This window comes from Streptomyces sp. NPDC047043, assembly GCF_040644055.1.
Classification (GTDB): domain Bacteria; phylum Actinomycetota; class Actinomycetes; order Streptomycetales; family Streptomycetaceae; genus Streptomyces.
Genome location: NZ_JBEYVO010000005.1, coordinates 138,200 through 155,059, shown reverse-complemented (window position 1 = coordinate 155,059; position 16,860 = coordinate 138,200). Strand labels below are relative to the sequence as shown.

Genomic DNA, 16,860 nt, shown 5'->3' with positions numbered 1-16,860 from the left:
ATGGCCCAGGTGCGGGTGAAGGCACGCAAGGAATCCGTACTCGCCGAGCGGTTCGCCGTGTTCGCCGAGTGTCTGCTGACCGGGGTGTGGATCGCGGTCGCCTCGCTGGGTGTGGTGACCTGGCCGGCGGCCTTCGCCGCGGGAGCGCGGCACCTGCGGCGGCGTACAGCCCATCAGGGCGGTGGCCGGCGGGAGTTCGCCGCTGACTTCCGTACGGCCGTGCGCGGCGGATGGGTCGTCGGGCTCGGCGGGTGGGGCGCTGTCGCCGTGGCCTGGGTGGACGTCCAGGCCGTGCGGGCCGGGATCCCGGGCGGGCCGCTCGTCGGCGCCGTAGGGCTGTTCGCACTCATCGGCGTCGCCGTCGCCGGGCTGCGCGCGGCGGCGGTCTGGACCCCGGGTGACACCTGGCGGACGCTGCTCGCGGACGCCTGGCGCCGTACCGTCCTCGACCCGGCCGGGTCCTTCCTGATCATCGGCGGTCTGGCACTGGTCGCCCTGTCCGCCTGGGTCGTCGCGCCACTGGCGGTTCCCGTCCTGGGAGCCGTCGCGGGGGCCGCCGTCGCCGTGGAGGAACGCCACCGGCACCGCTGACGAGCGGTGCTGCAGTACCAGGTCGGCGCCCCGGGCGTCGTACCTCTCTCTGTCATGCCCCTGACCAGCTGCACGGAACAAGACGTTCCGCACGGAAAGGAAAGGCTGAACTCTGATGTCTCCCATCCCCCGCAGGTCCCTCCTCAAGGCGGCCGCCGTCGCCGGTGCCGCCGCGCAGTTCAGCTGGGCGCCAGGAGCCAAGGACGCATCGGCCGCGCCCAGAGCCGAGGCCGCGGACGCCGATCCGGTGACCCTGGACTGGCTGGAGGACGGCGGCCTGGGCGCCGCGCCCGGCTCGACCGTCGGTGTCCCATGGCCGAAGGGCGCCTACCAGCCCGACCAGACCTTCGCGCTCACGGACGCGGACGGCAAGGCCGTGCCCGTGCAGTCCTGGCCGATCGCGTACTGGCCGGACGGGTCGTTGAAGTGGTCGGCGCACGCGGTGAGTTCGGGCTCCGGAAAGCTGACGCTGACCGCGGGTGACGCGGCTGCTCCCGACAAGAAGGTCACCGTCGACAAGAGCGGCGGGACCATCGACGTGTCGACCGGCGTCATCACCGTGAAGATCGGCAAGGACGGCTCCACCCTCGTCAAGTCGGTCACCAGAGGATCCACGGAGATCGCCAAGAACGGCCGGCTCGTGCTCATCCGCCAGCCCGAGATCGAGGACGAGGACCAGTCCACGGTCAAGACCGAGCGCTTCGACGGCGCCATCGGCGAGGTGACGGTCGAGCAGGACGGGCCGGTCCGTGCCGTGGTCCGTATCGATGGCAAGCACCGCAAGGGCAGCCGGAGTTGGCTGCCGTTCTCGATCCGGCTGTACTTCTACGCCGGTGCCGACTCCTTCCGCATGGTGCACACCATCACCTACGACGGCACGCAGGAACCCGGCAAGGCGAGCGGCGACTTCATCCGCGGGCTGGGCGTGCGCTTCACCGTGCCGATGCGGGATGCCGCCTACGACCGGCACATCCGCATCGGCGGCGAGGGCACCGGCCTGCTGCGGGAGGCCGTGAAGGGGATCACCGGGCTGCGCCGCGACCCGGGTGCGGCCGTGCAGGCGGCGCAGTACGCGGGGCAGAAGCTGCCCGACCCGTCCACCTGGGACCAGCGGGTGACGACCCGGCTGCAGTACATCCCGGAGTGGGGCGACTACACGCTCTCGCAGTTGTCCGCCGACGGCTTCACGCTGCGCAAGCGGACCAAGAAGGGGTACGGCTGGATCGGCTCCGGCGGCGGCAAGCGGGCCTCCGGCTTCGGTTATGTCGGTGGCGCGAGCGGCGGATTCTCCTTCGGGCTGCGGGACTTCTGGGAGAAGCACCCCTCCCAGCTCGACATCCGCGACGCCCAGACCGACGAGGCCGAGGTCACCCTCTGGCTCTGGTCGCCCGAGGCGCAGCCCATGGACCTGCGCTTCTACCACGACGGCATGGGCCAGGACACGTACGCCGAACAGCTCGAAGGCCTCAACATCACCTACGAGGACTACGAGCCCGAGTTCGGAACCCCGTACGGCATCGCCCGCACCTCCGAACTCCTCTTCTGGGCCAACGAGTCGACACCGGCGCCGGAGAAGCTGGCCCAACAGGTCGAGGCCGTACGGGTGTTGCCGCAGCTCGCCGCCCCGCCCAGGCAGCTCATCAAGGCCAAGGTGTTCGGGCCGGGCCTGTACTCCGAGCCCGACCGCTCCACCCCGGCCAAGGCGAAGATCGAGGACTACCTCGACTTCCTGTTCACCTACTACAAGGACCAGGTGGAGCAACGCCGTTGGTACGGCTTCTGGGACTACGGCGACATCATGCACACGTACGACACCGTGCGGCACGTGTGGCGGTACGACATCGGAGGCTACGCCTGGGACAACTCCGAACTGTCGCCCGACCTTTGGCTCTGGTTCGCGTATCTGCGCTCCGGCCGCGCCGACATCTTCCGGTTCGCGGAGGCCATGACCCGGCACACCGGTGAGGTAGACGTCTACCACCTGGGCAAGTGGGCGGGCCTCGGCACCCGGCACGGTGTGCAGCACTTCGCCGACAGCGCCAAGCAGCAGCGCATCGCCAACACCACCTACCGGCGCTACTACTACTTCCTCACCGCCGACGAGCGGGTGGGCGACCTCATGCACGCCAACGTCGACTCCGACGAGACGTTCCTCGTCCTCGACCCGCTGCGGAAGGTGCGCACCGACCCGTACACGCCCGACCGGCACGCCCTGTCGATCGGCTTCGGTACGGACTGGAGCGGTCTGGTGTCGGCCTGGCTGACCGAGTGGGAACGCAAGGGTCCCAAGTGGGAGAAGGCCAAGGCACGCGTGCTGTCGACGATGGAGGGCATCGCCGCGCAGCCCAACGGCTTTGTCCAGGGGAGCGGGCTGTACGACCTCGACACGGGCAAGTTCGCCGTCGCCACGACGCCGGTGGTCGGTGTCTCGCACCTGTCCGCCGTCTTCGGGCTCAACGAGCTGTGCGCGGAGCTGATCGACCTGGTCGACCTGCCGAAGTTCAATGAGGCGTACTTCGACTACTGCCGGTACTTCAACGCCACCAAGGCCGAACAGAAGGCCCGTTACGGCTCCGACTTCGGGTCTCTGCTGCTCTTCCAGGGGCATTCGCGGCTCGACGCGTACGCCGCCGTGAAGACCGGGGACGAGGCGCTCGCCAAGCGGGCGTGGACGAAGTTCTACGGCTCCGACGGGTACACCGAGTCTTCGCCGTGGAGGACGGAGAAGGTGAGCGGGCCGATGGCATTGGTCGCGGGGAGCGAGGCGAGTTGGGTGTCCACGAATGACACTGCGCTGTACGGGCTTGCAGCCATCGAGAATTTGGCTCTGCTCGGGGACAGGATGCCGTAACGCTCAGCTGGGAGAGCCGGGGAACTGCGCTGGTTTGTCGTCTGCGGCCGTCAGTGGCTGGTCGCGCAGTTCCCCGCGCCCCTGACGGGGCGCTTGCTTCAGTGCATGCCTTCCAAGATGTCCCGTATGCGGCGGGCGTCCCTCATGCGTCGCTCGTATGTCGTTCCGACGGCGAGCAGTAGGAGGCCGGCGACGGCGAGAGGCAGCCAGCGGGGGAGTGCGCCGGTCAACTGGACCAGATACGGGGCCAGTTCGTGCAAGGCGTCCAGGGCCAGCACCGAGCCGCCGAGTACGAGTGGTGCCTGGAGGCGGTGGCGGGCGCCCAGCAAGGTGATCAGCAGGGCTGCCGTGCCCAGAAGCAGTGGGCGTGTCCAGTGCGGGTCGTGCCAGGCCGCAATGAGGCTCGGCAGGAGTGTGGCGGCGAGGCCGGGGGCGTACGCCGTCCAGGACGAGGCCAGCGGGTCGCGGTGCCTGCGCCAGGCGCCGACGCACAGTGCGGGGACCGTGACCGGGATCGTGTACGCCTCCACCGTGCCGACTCCCCAGGACGCGAGCCGTACCCACGTGGCCAGCAGGAACAGTACGGCCGCGGCGTAACCGACGGACCTGCGGTCGGGGCGCACCGCCGTGCCGGCGGCGATCACTCCGCAAAGCGCCAGCACCAGGGCGAGCATCGGCGGGTCGGCGACCGCGAGACCGATCGCGAGGAGGCCTGCGGCGGCGCCGGTCAGCTCGACCGGCACGCGCGCGTGGGCGTCGCCCGGACGCGTTGCGAGGAGTGTCGCAGCCACCGGGACGGCCAGGACCAGCAGCCCCGTGTGCTGCGGCTGCCAGTCCGCCGCCGCGCCCGTCGCGCACGCCAGCGTGGCGGCGTACACGAGCGCGGTCGGGGCGAGGACGGGCGTGAGGCGCGGTCGTCCGGAGGCCGTCGCGAACGCGGCCGTCAGGACGGACAGCACGATGAGCGTGGCCGTCTGGGAGGACAGGGCGAGGAAGGCGAGGGAGAGCGAACCGCCCAGAGCGAGGGCCGTGGTGGTCACGGGCAGGACCAGGGAGGCCGCCGCTGCGAGAGCCGCGATCGTCGTCGCACCCTCCAGCAACAGGGCGGCCAGGTACGGGAGTTGAAAGACCGCCGGCACTGCCATGACGGTGGCCCAGGCGAGCACCGTCGCGCCGGTCAGCGCGTGCCGCCGTCGGGTTTCGCCGCGGACCAGGAGGGCCAGTACGGCGGCGACCACCAACGGGGCCAGGAGCAGTTGGGCGGGGAACGGCGGCCACGGCGTGTGGACGCTCACCGCGGCGCGTGCGTCCGACGGCACGCCGGACCACGGCCGTTCCACCCAGCCCAGCGGGCCCAGCAGCGCGACCGCGATCAGCGGCAGCGCGCAGGCCACGGCAGCCGCCTGCACGGCACCGGAGGCCCATACCAGACCCCGGCGTACGGGCTGCGGCAGCCCCACCCGCACCGCCGCCAACAGCGCGACACCGCACACCAGATACCCCGGCACCGTCCAGCCGGGGGGCAGCGTCACCCGCAGCACGCCGCCGCCCGCCGCGACCAGGAACAGACCGGCCGCCACGGCGGTTCCGGTCGCCGCAGCCGGGCCGGGCAGCTGCCGGGCCGCGCCCAGCGCGATCGCCGCGGCAAGGGTGAGGAGCGCCGCCGCACGGGCGGCGGCGCTCGGGCCGGCTGCGTCCCAGGAGAGCCAGCCGGCCGCCAGTGCGCCCCAGCCACCGATGCCGTACGCGCCGACAGCGGCGACGAGACGTACGGCCGTGGCAGTGTTTCGGAGCGCCACAATCGTGTCGAACCCGGCCGTCAGCAGGAGCGCGGCCGTGATTCCGTGGGGACCCGCGGAGGCCGCGATCGCCCAGAGGAGCAAGGGGAGTTGGGCGGCTGCCAACGCGGCGGGCAGGGGGAGTCGGAGGGCTCCGTCCCCCGAGGCGCGGCTCGTGGTGACGAGGACGCGGTCGTACGCCGTCCACAGGGCGGCGAGCGCCGCGGTCGCCAGCGCCGCGTACGCCGTGCCGTCCGCCTGCGTGAACACGGCCTCGTGCAGCGCGTAGGCATCCAGTGCCGTCAGCGCCAGGCCCAGTCCCGCCACCGACTCCGCCGTCGACCGCAGCCCGCGCCGCAGCAGCGCGGCCGGCGCCGCCAGGACGGCGAGCGTGACCGCGCCGAGCACCAGGGCCCGCCCGGCGATCCCCAGATGCCCCCAGCTGACCAGCGTGAACACCATCGCCGCGATGGTGAGCAGCACCCCGCCGAGGAGAAGCAGCACGTTCTGCACCCCCGGTACACCGGCCTCGGTGCGCGGCGGCGTGACCGGCAGCTGCCGTACGGGCGCGGGCTGCTGCAGGGCGGCGACCAGCCAGGCCCGGCGGGTCAGCAACTGGGCCCGGCGGGCGTCCAGTTGCCACAGTTCGGCGTCGAGGAGCCGCAACTCCTCCGCCGGGGGCGGAACATGCGTCATGTCTCGGAGTGTGGTCCGCGTCACGTCGTACGGCATGAGTGCGGGTACTCAGAACGTACTCAGATCCAGAACGTACTCGGTTCCAGGACGGAGCGGCTGCGTACGGGCAGACTTCCCTCATGGACTGGACGCACTACCGCTTCCGCTGCCGCTGGGCCCTGGCCGCGCCGCCCGCCGCCGTGTACGAGGCGCTGGAGCGGGCCGAGGAGTACCCCCGGTGGTGGCCGCAGGTGCGGGAGGTGACGCGGCTCGACGACACCACCGGCGTGATCCGGATCCGGTCGGTCCTCCCGTACGACCTGCACTTCACCGCCCGTGAGGTGCGCCGCGACCCGGTGGCCGGCGTGCTGGAGATCGCCATGTCCGGCGACCTCGAGGGCTGGGCGCGCTGGACGCTCACCGCGGAGGGCGCCGGCACCCTCGCCCGCTACGAGCAGGTCGTCGACGTGCACAAGCCGCTGCTCAGGCGGTTCGCCGTACCGGGGCGGCCGGTGTTCCGCGTCAACCACCGGCTGATGATGCGGGCCGGACGGCGAGGGCTGGTCGCGTACCTGGAAGCGGTTTGATGCATGCCCCTGGGGACCTGTATTGTTCAGTCCGTTCCCGGGCGATTAGCTCAGTGGGAGAGCGCTTCGTTCACACCGAAGAGGTCACTGGTTCGAACCCAGTATCGCCCACCGGGAAAAGCCGGTCCGCAGCAGCGGACCGGCTTTTGTCATGCTGCCGCCGGTAGGTCGGGCCGCAGCGGCCAATCGGTGTTCACGATCTCCTCGGCGCCGCTCTTCGTGAACCACGCCTGCAGGCCCCGCGCCTGGGCCGCGTGCCAGGTCGTCTGCAGGGTGTGCAGTTCGGCGGGGGAGAGGCGTTCCAGCCGGGTGGCGAAACGGCGCCCGAGTGCTCGTACGACATCCAGTGCGGCCAGTGCGTCCGCGGCCGCGTCGTGCGCGCCCTCCAGCGTGACGCCGTAGTGGGCGCAGAGGTCGGTCAGGGTGCGGCGACCCTTGCGGTAGCGGTCCAGGTGTTTGTCGAGGACCCGCGGATCGAGCACGCGCAGCGCCGACGTCTCGAACCAGCCGTCCAGTGACGAGGCGCGATGGCGGCGCAACTCGCGGTCCAGGAGCGTCAGATCGAAGGGTGCGTTCATCACGACCAGCGGGCGGGCCATCGCCGCCTGCTCGGCCAGCTCCTCCGCTATCTCGTACATCACCGGCGCCGGCCAGCGGCCGTTGCGCTGCAGGTGTTCGTCCGTCAGCCCGTGCACCGCGGTCGCCGCTTCCGGCACCGGCACACCCGGGTTGACCAGCCAGCGGGTCACCCTGGGCCGGGTGCCCGGGGCGTCCTGGACGACGACGGCGGCCGACACGATCCGGTCGGTCTCGACGTCAACGCCCGTGGTCTCCGTGTCGAAGGCGGCCAGGGGTCCCTCGTACCAGCACGTCATGCCTACACAACTCCTCGTTCACCCACGGCAGCTGACGTCCCGTCTTCTGCCTGTTTGGTGATACCCGGGCTGTTTGCGCCGTACGCCGGAAGGACACAACAGGAGTACGGGTCTTTGCAGTTCAGCGGCCCGACGCGGGGATTCACTTGGCTTGGAAGGCTGTTTGGTCATGGCGATAGCGCAGCCCGAGCGGGGCGGGCTGCTGCCCGAACGCACGGGCCCCCTTCGCGGCACACTCGCCACCACCGCCTGCATGGAGACACTGCAGGTGGGCTATCTGCATGCCGTCGCTGCGGCGGCCGGCTGCTCACTGTCGCAACCATTTCCGGACAACGGCATCGACTGGCACGTCAGTCACGGCTCACCGGGGCACACCGTCGACGACGAGGTGACCATCAAGGTGCAGTTGAAGTGCACGTACCAGATCCCGCCGAACCCACCGGGCCGCTTCTTCTCCTTCACGCTCGACAACGAACACCTGCGCAAGCTCGCGCGCACCCCGGTGTCGGTGCACAAGATCCTCGTCGTGATGCTCGTCCCACGGGCGCAGGACGACTGGCTCAGAGCCAGCCACGACCGCCTCGACCTGCGGCACTGCTGCTACTGGGTCAACCTCGCCGGCCACCCGATCACCGGGCGGACCCGGACCACCGTGCGGATACCGACCTCACGCATCTTCGACGACCGAGCGCTCTGCGAGATCATGACGCGGGTCGGGACGGGAGGCAGACCATGACGCACCGACCCCTGGAGGAGCCAGTGCGGCCGGTGAGGCCGCACCCCGACGACATCGCCGCTGCGGCCTGGCACCGGCCCCCCGAGCCCGACCAGGTCGACCCCGCCGTCCTCAGCGCCCTGCTGCACCGGCACGGCTGGCAGCGCCGCGGCGGAGCCGTCGGACGCTACGGCCGCTGGACGCCGCCCGGACCCGGAGGCGGCGGCACGAGCCTGCTGGTGCCCGAGAGCCGCGCCTTCCCCGACAGCGACGACCTGCTCGGCGAGGCGCTGCTCGCGCTGAGCCGAAGCGGCACACCCTCCGCGCGCGAGGTCCTGGTCGGACTCGCCGTGCCCAGCGACGAGATCCGCTGGTGGCGGGACGTGCCGACCGGCCCGGCGGACGCCGCGCCCTGGGTCGTCGAGGAGCAACTGCGCACCGCCGCCCGCCAGATGCTGCTGGCGGGCGCGCTCGCCACGCGCGCGCGTGCCGGCTACTACGGCGCCCGGCACCGCCGCGCCGCCGCCGCGCTGCTGGAGAGCGTCCTCGTCGGTCCCGCGGTCGGTGACGGCCGGCTCACCGCCTTCGTGCCCGTGGGCGGCGGGCGACTGCTCGCCGTACGGCTCCACCAGGCCCTGTACGCCGCCCGTGAGGCCATCGACTACCAGCGGGCCACCGGCGGCATGGACGCCTTCGACGGCGCCGTCGAGGCGGGCGTGAGCCGAGAGCTCACCGAGTCGCTGATCGCCCTGGTGCGCGGCACCGAGGGGGCCCGGATCGGTGTGGAGTGGGCGCCGGCCGCCGGGGTACCGGAGGACTGCGTGGCGGGTGTCGAGCCGGTCGAGTTCTCGCCGGGCGACCTGCCCGTGCTGCGCGAGGCCGGGGCCCGCTATCTCCGCGACGAACCGTCCGTGCCCGTGCGGATCACCGGCACGGTCGTACGGATGCGCAGGTCGGCGACGCGCGGCGAGGGCAGCGTACGGCTGCGGGTGATCGCCGGCGCCGAGATCCCGCACCTGCGGATCACCCTCGACGAGGAGGACTACCGCATCGCCGGGCACGCCCACCTCGTGGGACTGCCGGTCCGGGTGCACGGGCGGCTGGAGAGCCGGGGCGGCTTCCGGCGGCTGACCGGGGCCTCCGGGGTTGCACCGGTGCAGGTGGAGGAGGCCGAGCGGGACCGGCTGATGAAGTCGCTGCAGGAGAACCTCGACTTCTTCGAGGAGGCGTGCAGCGGGGAGGACTGCGACTGACCGGGAACCGTTCTTCACAAAGCGTGACCGTTTCGCAGTCGGTGGGGCCGGGTCGGTACGATCCGGTATTGCGCGCGCTCCTGGTATGGCGCCGCATCCGCCTTCAGTCAGGAGAGACCGGTGTCAGACGTCCGTGTGATCATCCAACGCGATTCCGAGCGGGAAGAGCGCGTGGTGACGACGGGCACTACGGCCGCCGAGCTCTTCGCCGGCGAGCGCTCCATCGTTGCCGCGCGCGTGGCCGGCGAGCTCAAGGACCTCGCCTACGCCCCGGCCGAGGGCGAGGTCGTGGAGCCGGTGGAGATCTCCTCCGAGGACGGTCTCAACATCCTGCGCCACTCCACCGCGCACGTGATGGCGCAGGCCGTGCAGGAGCTCTTCCCCGAGGCCAAGCTGGGCATCGGCCCGCCGGTCAAGGACGGCTTCTACTACGACTTCGACGTCGAGAAGCCCTTCCACCCCGATGACCTCAAGGCCATCGAGAAGAAGATGCAGGAGATCCAGAAGCGCGGGCAGAAGTTCGCGCGCCGGGTCGTCACGGACGAGGAGGCCCGCGCCGAGCTGGCCGACGAGCCGTACAAGCTGGAGCTGATCGGCCTGAAGGGCTCGGCGTCCTCGGACGACGGCGCGGACGTCGAGGTCGGCGCCGGCGAGCTGACGATCTACGACAACCTGGACGCCAAGACCGGCGAGCTGTGCTGGAAGGACCTCTGCCGCGGCCCGCACCTGCCGTCCACTCGCCTGATCCCGGCGTTCAAGCTGATGCGCAACGCGGCCGCGTACTGGCGCGGCAGTGAGAAGAACCCCATGCTCCAGCGCATCTACGGCACCGCCTGGCCGTCCAAGGACGAGCTGAAGGCGTACCTCGACTTCCTCGCCGAGGCCGAGAAGCGCGACCACCGCAAGCTCGGCAGCGAGCTCGACCTGTTCTCCATCCCGGAGCAGATCGGCTCCGGCCTCGCCGTCTTCCACCCCAAGGGCGGCATCGTCCGCCGGGTGATGGAGGACTACTCGCGCCGCCGGCACGAGGAGGAGGGCTACGAGTTCGTCTACACCCCGCACGCCACGAAGGGGAAGCTCTTCGAGACGTCCGGGCACCTGGACTGGTACGCCGAGGGCATGTACCCGCCCATGCAGCTCGACGAGGGCGTGGACTACTACCTCAAGCCCATGAACTGCCCGATGCACAACCTGATCTTCGACGCGCGCGGCCGCTCCTACCGTGAACTGCCGCTGCGCCTCTTCGAGTTCGGGACCGTGTACCGGTACGAGAAGTCGGGCGTGGTGCACGGTCTGACCCGTGCCCGCGGCTTCACGCAGGACGACGCGCACATCTACTGCACCCGTGAGCAGATGTCGGAGGAGCTCGACAAGACGCTCACCTTCGTCCTCGGCCTGCTGCGCGACTACGGCCTGACCGACTTCTACCTGGAGCTGTCGACGAAGGACCCGGAGAAGTTCGTCGGCTCCGACGAGGTCTGGGAGGAGGCGACCGAGACGCTCCGCCAGGTCGCCGAGAAGCAGGGCCTGCCCCTCGTCCCCGACCCGGGCGGCGCCGCCTTCTACGGTCCGAAGATCTCCGTCCAGACCAAGGACGCCATCGGCCGTACCTGGCAGATGTCGACGATCCAGCTCGACTTCAACCTGCCGGAGCGCTTCGACCTGGAGTACACGGGTCCGGACGGCTCCAAGCAGCGCCCGGTCATGATCCACCGCGCGCTGTTCGGCTCGATCGAGCGGTTCTTCGCGGTGCTCCTGGAGCACTACGCGGGCGCCTTCCCGGCCTGGCTGGCCCCGGTGCAGGCGGTCGGCATCCCGATCGGTGACGGACACGTCGAGTACCTGGAGAAGTTCGCCGCGGCCGCGAAGAAGCAGGGCCTGCGGGTCGAGGTGGACTCCTCCTCCGACCGTATGCAGAAGAAGATCCGCAACGCCCAGAAGCAGAAGGTGCCCTTCATGGTCATCGCGGGCGACGAGGACATGTCGAACGGCTCGGTCTCCTTCCGCTACCGCGACGGCTCGCAGGAGAACGGCATCCCGTTCGACGAGGCCATCGCGAAGATCGTGAAGGTCGTCGAGGAGCGGGCGCAGGTCTGATCCGGCACGTCGTGGGCCCCCGGGGAGTTCAGCTCCCCGGGGGCCTTTCGTCGTCCTCGCGGCTGAAGACCTCCAGCAGCCACGAGGCGAAGGTGCCGGTCACCGCGCCGAGCAGCGCCAGGCCGATGGCCATCATGCCGACCGCGATCAGTCGGCCCAGCGGTGTCACCGGGGTGATGTCGCCGTAGCCGACGGTGGTGAGGGTCTCGCAGGTCCACCAGACGGCGTCGCCGAACGTCCGCATGCTCGCACCCGGCGCCCCGCGTTCCTGCTGGTAGACGGCGAGGGCGCCGGCGAAGCCGAGCAGTACCGTCGAGAGCCCGGAGTACGCGATCACGCGCGCGTGCAGCGCGAGACGGGGCTTGCCGTGCCGACGCTGGATGGCCTCGTACACCTTGACGATCCGGAGGGGGCGCAGTAACGGCAGGAGCAGCACCGCCGTGTCCAGCAGGTTCTTCCGCACAAACTTGTGCCCCTGCCCGCTCAGCCGCCAGAGCACGACGTAGTTGAAGGCGAACAGGGCCCAAGTCGCCAGCAGCACCACGAGGGCCAGATCCCGCCAGGGGTCCGTCAGGCCGGGCGCAAGGACGCGGATCGCGTAGGAGGCGAGGAAAACCAGCGACGCGACGGCGAGCGGAAGCTCGGTGCGCTGTTCCCAGCGGGCTCTGCGAGTGTCATCGTCCACAAGCCCAGCTTGGCCCGGCGGGCTTTTCGCGGAACCCCGCCGACACGCCGCGAACGGGCGACGCCATATGCTGCACTGCATGACGAGTGAGCCGGAGCAGCAGTTGGGCGTCGGGATCCAGGACGCCTTCCAGCGCCTGTGGACGCCCCATCGGATGGCCTACATCCAGGGCGAGAACAAGCCGACCGGCCCGGGTGCGGACGACGGCTGCCCCTTCTGCTCCATTCCGGCCAAGTCCGACGAGGACGGTCTGATCGTGAGGCGCGGCGAGCAGGTCTACGCCGTGCTCAACCTCTACCCCTACAACGGCGGCCACCTCATGGTCGTCCCCTACCGTCACGTCGCCGACTACACGGACCTGACCGACGCCGAGACCATCGAGCTCGCCGCCCTGACCAAGCAGGCGATGACGGCCCTGCGCGCGGCGTCCGGCGCCCACGGCTTCAACATCGGCATGAACCAGGGCACGGTCGCCGGCGCCGGCATCGCGGCCCACCTCCACCAGCACATCGTGCCCCGCTGGGGCGGCGACACGAACTTCATGCCCGTCGTCGGCCACACCAGGGTGCTGCCGCAGCTGCTGGCGGACACGAGGAAGATGCTGGCGGAGGCCTGGCCCGCTTGACCGCTATGCGTCGTAGACGTCCGCCTTCTTCGGTGTCGGGTCCTGCACGGCCGTGCTGAGGAATGCCGACCTCGTGCCGAACTTCTCGGTGTCCACGCCGTTCTCCTGCAGCACCCGTATCGCCGCGGCATGCACGACCCGCAGCACCGGTGTGGCCGCGCGCAGCGCATCGTCGGCCATGAAGCGGTGGCGCCACGGCTGATCGGCCCACGCGTGCCGCAGGCCGAACGGCTCGGGCAGGGCTATCGTGCCGCCGAGCCAGTTCAGCAGCGGCGGGTACCAGCTGATCGGGGCGCGGACGGACAGCCGTACGACCTCGTCGGTGGTGACCAGCGGGAGGACCACCTTCCGGGTCTCCCACGGCTTGAACGACTTCTGCACTTCCTTCGTCGGCGCCTCGGGCTTGCTGGTGAACAGTCCGTTCACCGGGCCCAGCGCATGCCCGGTGACCTCGATGCGGAGCGTCTGGTGCAGCACGGTCACCGTGATCATCATGGTGATGATCAGCTGTCCGTCCCACAGCGTCCACTGCACGCCCAGATAGTGCCGGTCACCTGCGCCGAACTGCTGCTTGTTGCAGATGTCCTGTATGGCGTGCGACTTGACCTGGTACGCGTCCACGTCCGTGCCCTCGGGCCGGGACACCGCCGTCGCACCCTCCGCGATCGGCGTGACGATCCAGTGCCGTACGGACGGGGTGGGGAAACCGCCGGTGTTGATGGTGTTCCGCTCCAGCATGCGCAGGTCGTCGTGGATCACCCGGATCACGTCCCAGCTGCGGAAGGGGTGGATCTCCCGGGTCGGGTCGGCCGGCACCAGGTCCTCGGCGAGCTGCCAGCTGCCCCAGCGCGTGCCCATGCCGAGGATGCCCTTGGGACCGGCGTAGAACACGGAGTTGGACTGCTGCTCGGCGCTGAGCTTGGCGAGCGCCTGGCGCAGCTGGTCCGCCTTGGTCTCGCCCGGGCTGGTCGGCACCGCCTCGGGCACCTTGGCGCCGACGCTGCTGCCGGCCAGCAGGCTGTCCCAGCGCCCGCGCAGGTCCTTCGCCGTGCGCTCGCAGATCTGCTTGGCCCAGAACCAGCCGATGACGGGCATGACGACGCACGCGCGCGCATACCAGGCCCAGAAGCCGGTGAACGGCATCCGGATCAGGAAGATCACGGCGAGCGCGCCCACCGCCACCAGCAGCGTCGTCGCCATCGCGCCGGCCCGCTTGTCCTCCCGCTTGGCGACCGTCGTACGGATCGAGAAGACCAGCAGCCAGACCAGCAGCCCCGGCAGGAACAGCACACCGCACAGCACCATGACGATGCTCAGCATCTGGTCGCGGTCCTTGCGGATGTTGTTCGCCGCGAGGGCGTGCTCGACGGCGACCTGCGGCTCGGCACCGAAGGACTGGATCAGCGGCTTGCGGCCGGGGCCCACCATGCGGTCGACCACCGCGCGGGAGAACGCCTCACCCAGGTTGGGCCGGAATATGGTCCCCCACTTCAGGCCGGGCTTGACGGTGGTCTGGTGCCACTCGTTGTCCGCCTTCTTGATGTCCGCGACCGGGTTGTCCCGATAGGCCGCCGAGGCCAGCGCGAACGTCGCCGTCTGGCCCTCGTCGCCCGTGCGCGGCACCTGCGGACCGAAGATGTCCCCGTAGCCGCTGTCAACGGTCATTCCCGCCCCCGATCGCTGCCGGATGTCGCCTCTGCGGCTTTTCCCGACTTCCTTGCTCCGCACACCTGTTGATCAGGTCGTCGTGTTGATCGCGTGACAACTTGATCAGGTCTTCAGCGTATCCGCAGGCACCGACATTCGTCGGCGGACGGCCGAAGCCGCCCGCCGACGCGGAGGGGAGCGTTCCACAAAAGCCACTTGTGAGCGCCCGGCGCCAACTACGAGGCGTCGCGCGCCTCTTCACGAATCCTTTCTGCGATCTGCGGGGGCATCGGCTCGTGCCGTGCGTAGGAACGGCTGAAGCGCGCGGTGCCGTGCGAGAGGGAGCGCAGGTCCACGCCGTAGCGCCCGATCTCGATCTCGGGCACCTCGGCCCGCACCAAAGTCCGGTTCCCGCTGGTCTGTTCCGTGCCCAGCACCCGGCCACGCCGCCCGGACAGGTCGCTCATCACGGCGCCCACGTAGTCGTCGCCGACCAGGATGCTCACCTCGGCCACCGGCTCCAGCAGGTGGATCTTCACGTCGGCCGCGGCCTCCCGCAGCGCCAGCGCGCCGGCCGTCTGGAAGGCGGCGTCCGAGGAGTCGACGGAGTGCGCCTTGCCGTCCAGCAGCGTCACCCGGACGTCGATGAGCGGATAGCCGGCCGCAACTCCCTTGGCCGCCTGGGCCCTTACGCCCTTCTCGACCGACGGGATGAACTGCCGCGGCACCGCGCCGCCGACGACCTTGTCCACGAACTCGATGCCCGAGCCGCCGGGCAGCGGCTCCACCTCGATCTCGCAGATCGCGTACTGCCCGTGCCCGCCGGACTGCTTCACATGGCGCCCGCGCCCCGCCGACTTGCCCGCGAACGTCTCCCGCAGGGAGACCTTGTGCGGTACGACGTCGACCTGGACGCCGTAGCGGCTGCGCAGCCGTTCCAGCGCGACGTCCGAGTGCGCCTCGCCCAGGCACCACAGCACCACCTGGTGGGTGTCCTGGTTCTGTTCGAGCCGCATCGTCGGGTCCTCGGCGACCAGTCGGGACAGGCCCTGCGAGAGCTTGTCCTCGTCCGCCTTGCTGTGCGCCTCGATGGCGAGCGGCAGCAGCGGGTCGGGCATCTCCCACGGCTCCATCAGGAGCGGGTCGTCCTTGGCGGAGAGCGTGTCGCCGGTCTCGGCGCGGTTCAGCTTCGCCACGCACACCAGATCGCCCGCGATGGCGTGCGTCACCGTGCGCTGCTGTTTGCCGAACGGCGTGGACAGCGCGCCGACGCGCTCGTCGACGTCGTGGTCCTCGTGCCCGCGGTCCGAGAGCCCGTGCCCGGAGACATGGACCGTCTCGTCGGGGCGCAGCGTGCCGGAGAAGACACGCACGAGCGAGACCCGGCCGACGTACGGGTCGGACGCGGTCTTCACGACCTCGGCGACCAGCGGACCCTGTGTGTCGCAGGCCTTGATCTCGCGCGACTTGCCGTCGATGGTCGTGACCCCAGGCGTGGGGTGCTCGAACGGCGTCGGGAAACCTCCCGTGACCAGCTCCAGCAGCTCGACCGTGCCGAGCCCCTGCCGGGCGCCCTCGGCCGCGGGGGCGGCGGCCAGGACCGGGTGGAAGACTCCGCGTGCGACGGCCCGCTCCAGGTCCTCGACGAGCGTCTTGAAGTCGATCTGCTCGCCGCCCAGATAGCGGTCCATGAGGGTCTCGTCCTCGCTCTCCGCGATGATCCCCTCGATCAGCCGGTTGCGGGCCTCCTCGATCTCCGGCAGTTGGTCCTCGCCCGGCTCGGACTCCTTGCGCTCACCGGAGGAGTAGTCGAACACCTTCTGTGACAGCAGCCCGGTCAGCCCGTGCACGGGCGCGTGCCCGTCGGGTCCCTGCGGGCCGTGCAGCGGCAGGTACAGCGGGAGTACGGCGTCGGGGTCGTCCCCGCCGAAGGCCTCCGCGCAGGTCCGTGTCATCTCCTCGAAGTCCGCCCGGGCCGCCTCCAGGTGCGTGATCACGATCGCCCGGGGCATTCCCACGGCCGCGCACTCCTCCCACACCATGCGCGTCGAGCCGTCCACGCCGTCGGAGGCCGAGACGACGAAAAGGGCCGCGTCCGCCGCTCGCAGACCGGCCCTCAACTCCCCGACGAAGTCGGCGTATCCGGGGGTGTCCAGAAGATTGACCTTGATGCCGTCCCATTCCACCGGGACCAGGGAGAGCTGCACCGAACGTTGCTGCCGGTGCTCGATCTCGTCGTAGTCGGAGACGGTGCCGCCGTCCTCCACGCGGCCCGCCCGGTTCACTGCCCCCGCGGTGAGCGCGAGAGCTTCCACCAATGTCGTCTTGCCCGATCCGGAGTGGCCGACCAGCACCACATTCCGTACGGACGCGGGGTGGTCGGCCGCTGTTGCCCTGCCGGCGGCTCCGGGGTGTGCGTTTGCCTTGTCGCCCATGGCCTTGCCTCCCGTGCACGGTGAGGTCACTGTGGGCGCGGGCATG

12 protein-coding genes and 1 tRNA gene are annotated in these 16,860 nt (G+C 70.5%); 8 read left to right on the top strand and 5 right to left on the bottom strand.

Annotation, left to right across the window (positions count from 1 at the left end):
• Complete coding sequence (locus ABZ880_RS09710; protein WP_361259582.1) at window positions 1-591, top strand: hypothetical protein; 591 nt, start codon at window positions 1-3, stop codon at window positions 589-591.
• Between the two features lie 115 nt (window positions 592-706).
• Entirely contained in the window at window positions 707-3,442 is a 2,736-nt protein-coding gene (locus ABZ880_RS09705; RefSeq protein ID WP_361259579.1) for a Tat pathway signal sequence domain protein, read from the top strand.
• A 98-nt stretch (window positions 3,443-3,540) separates the two neighbouring features.
• Here ABZ880_RS09705 and ABZ880_RS09700 read toward each other — a convergent pair whose 3' ends face one another.
• Complete coding sequence (locus ABZ880_RS09700) at window positions 3,541-5,952, bottom strand: hypothetical protein (RefSeq protein WP_361259577.1); 2,412 nt, start codon at window positions 5,950-5,952, stop codon at window positions 3,541-3,543.
• A gap of 83 nt (window positions 5,953-6,035) precedes the next feature.
• Between ABZ880_RS09700 and ABZ880_RS09695 the strand changes: the two genes are divergently transcribed.
• Window positions 6,036-6,482 carry an SRPBCC family protein gene (locus ABZ880_RS09695; RefSeq protein ID WP_361259575.1) on the top strand — a complete coding sequence of 149 codons (447 nt, stop codon included), beginning with the start codon at window positions 6,036-6,038 and terminating at the stop codon, window positions 6,480-6,482.
• Window positions 6,483-6,521: 39 nt separating this feature from the next.
• Window positions 6,522-6,593 (top strand) — tRNA-Val (locus ABZ880_RS09690).
• 38 nt (window positions 6,594-6,631) lie between these two features.
• Here the strand turns inward: ABZ880_RS09690 and ABZ880_RS09685 are convergent.
• A complete protein-coding gene (locus tag ABZ880_RS09685; RefSeq protein WP_361259573.1) occupies window positions 6,632-7,357 on the bottom strand; it encodes a 3'-5' exonuclease in 726 nt (241 codons plus the stop codon).
• Between the two features lie 169 nt (window positions 7,358-7,526).
• Here ABZ880_RS09685 and ABZ880_RS09680 point away from each other — a divergent pair, with 169 nt between their 5' ends.
• The 3 genes from ABZ880_RS09680 to thrS all read left to right on the top strand — a co-directional run bounded on the left by ABZ880_RS09680 (window position 7,527) and on the right by thrS (window position 11,422).
• Window positions 7,527-8,093, top strand: a complete 567-nt coding sequence (locus ABZ880_RS09680; protein WP_361259571.1) for a DUF4365 domain-containing protein — start codon at window positions 7,527-7,529, stop codon at window positions 8,091-8,093.
• On the top strand, window positions 8,090-9,325 hold the full coding sequence (locus tag ABZ880_RS09675) for a hypothetical protein (protein ID WP_361259570.1): 1,236 nt from the start codon (window positions 8,090-8,092) through the stop codon (window positions 9,323-9,325). Before ABZ880_RS09680 ends, ABZ880_RS09675 begins: the two co-directional genes overlap by 4 nt.
• A 120-nt stretch (window positions 9,326-9,445) precedes the next feature.
• Window positions 9,446-11,422 carry a threonine--tRNA ligase gene (gene thrS / locus ABZ880_RS09670; RefSeq protein WP_361259568.1) on the top strand — a complete coding sequence of 659 codons (1,977 nt, stop codon included), beginning with the start codon at window positions 9,446-9,448 and terminating at the stop codon, window positions 11,420-11,422.
• A gap of 28 nt (window positions 11,423-11,450) precedes the next feature.
• Here the strand turns inward: thrS and ABZ880_RS09665 are convergent, their stop codons facing one another.
• A complete protein-coding gene (locus tag ABZ880_RS09665; RefSeq protein ID WP_361259566.1) occupies window positions 11,451-12,107 on the bottom strand; it encodes a potassium channel family protein in 657 nt (218 codons plus the stop codon).
• A 67-nt stretch (window positions 12,108-12,174) separates the two neighbouring features.
• On the opposite strand from ABZ880_RS09665, the gene ABZ880_RS09660 reads away from it, so the two are divergent.
• Window positions 12,175-12,732: an HIT domain-containing protein gene (locus ABZ880_RS09660; protein WP_361259564.1), complete on the top strand. Its 558-nt coding sequence runs from the start codon at window positions 12,175-12,177 to the stop codon at window positions 12,730-12,732.
• A gap of 3 nt (window positions 12,733-12,735) precedes the next feature.
• Here the strand turns inward: ABZ880_RS09660 and ABZ880_RS09655 are convergent, their stop codons facing one another.
• Window positions 12,736-14,397 (bottom strand): hypothetical protein, encoded by a 1,662-nt coding sequence (locus tag ABZ880_RS09655; RefSeq protein ID WP_361259562.1) that lies wholly within the window; start codon window positions 14,395-14,397, stop codon window positions 12,736-12,738.
• Between the two features lie 218 nt (window positions 14,398-14,615).
• A complete protein-coding gene (locus ABZ880_RS09650) occupies window positions 14,616-16,814 on the bottom strand; it encodes an elongation factor G-like protein EF-G2 (protein WP_361259560.1) in 2,199 nt (732 codons plus the stop codon).
• Between the last annotated feature and the right edge of the window lie 46 nt (window positions 16,815-16,860).

Excerpts from the sequence above, each read along its gene's own strand:
- ABZ880_RS09710 (WP_361259582.1), top strand. The coding sequence starts at position 1 with ATGGCCCAGGTGCGGGTGAAGGCACGCAAGGAATCCGTACTCGCCGAG.
- ABZ880_RS09705 (WP_361259579.1), top strand. The coding sequence starts at position 707 with ATGTCTCCCATCCCCCGCAGGTCCCTCCTCAAGGCGGCCGCCGTCGCC.
- ABZ880_RS09700 (WP_361259577.1), bottom strand. The coding sequence starts at position 5,952 with ATGCCGTACGACGTGACGCGGACCACACTCCGAGACATGACGCATGTT.
- ABZ880_RS09695 (WP_361259575.1), top strand. The coding sequence starts at position 6,036 with ATGGACTGGACGCACTACCGCTTCCGCTGCCGCTGGGCCCTGGCCGCG.
- ABZ880_RS09685 (WP_361259573.1), bottom strand. The coding sequence starts at position 7,357 with ATGACGTGCTGGTACGAGGGACCCCTGGCCGCCTTCGACACGGAGACC.
- ABZ880_RS09680 (WP_361259571.1), top strand. The coding sequence starts at position 7,527 with ATGGCGATAGCGCAGCCCGAGCGGGGCGGGCTGCTGCCCGAACGCACG.
- ABZ880_RS09675 (WP_361259570.1), top strand. The coding sequence starts at position 8,090 with ATGACGCACCGACCCCTGGAGGAGCCAGTGCGGCCGGTGAGGCCGCAC.
- ABZ880_RS09660 (WP_361259564.1), top strand. The coding sequence starts at position 12,175 with ATGCTGCACTGCATGACGAGTGAGCCGGAGCAGCAGTTGGGCGTCGGG.
- ABZ880_RS09655 (WP_361259562.1), bottom strand. The coding sequence starts at position 14,397 with ATGACCGTTGACAGCGGCTACGGGGACATCTTCGGTCCGCAGGTGCCG.
- ABZ880_RS09650 (WP_361259560.1), bottom strand. The coding sequence starts at position 16,814 with ATGGGCGACAAGGCAAACGCACACCCCGGAGCCGCCGGCAGGGCAACA.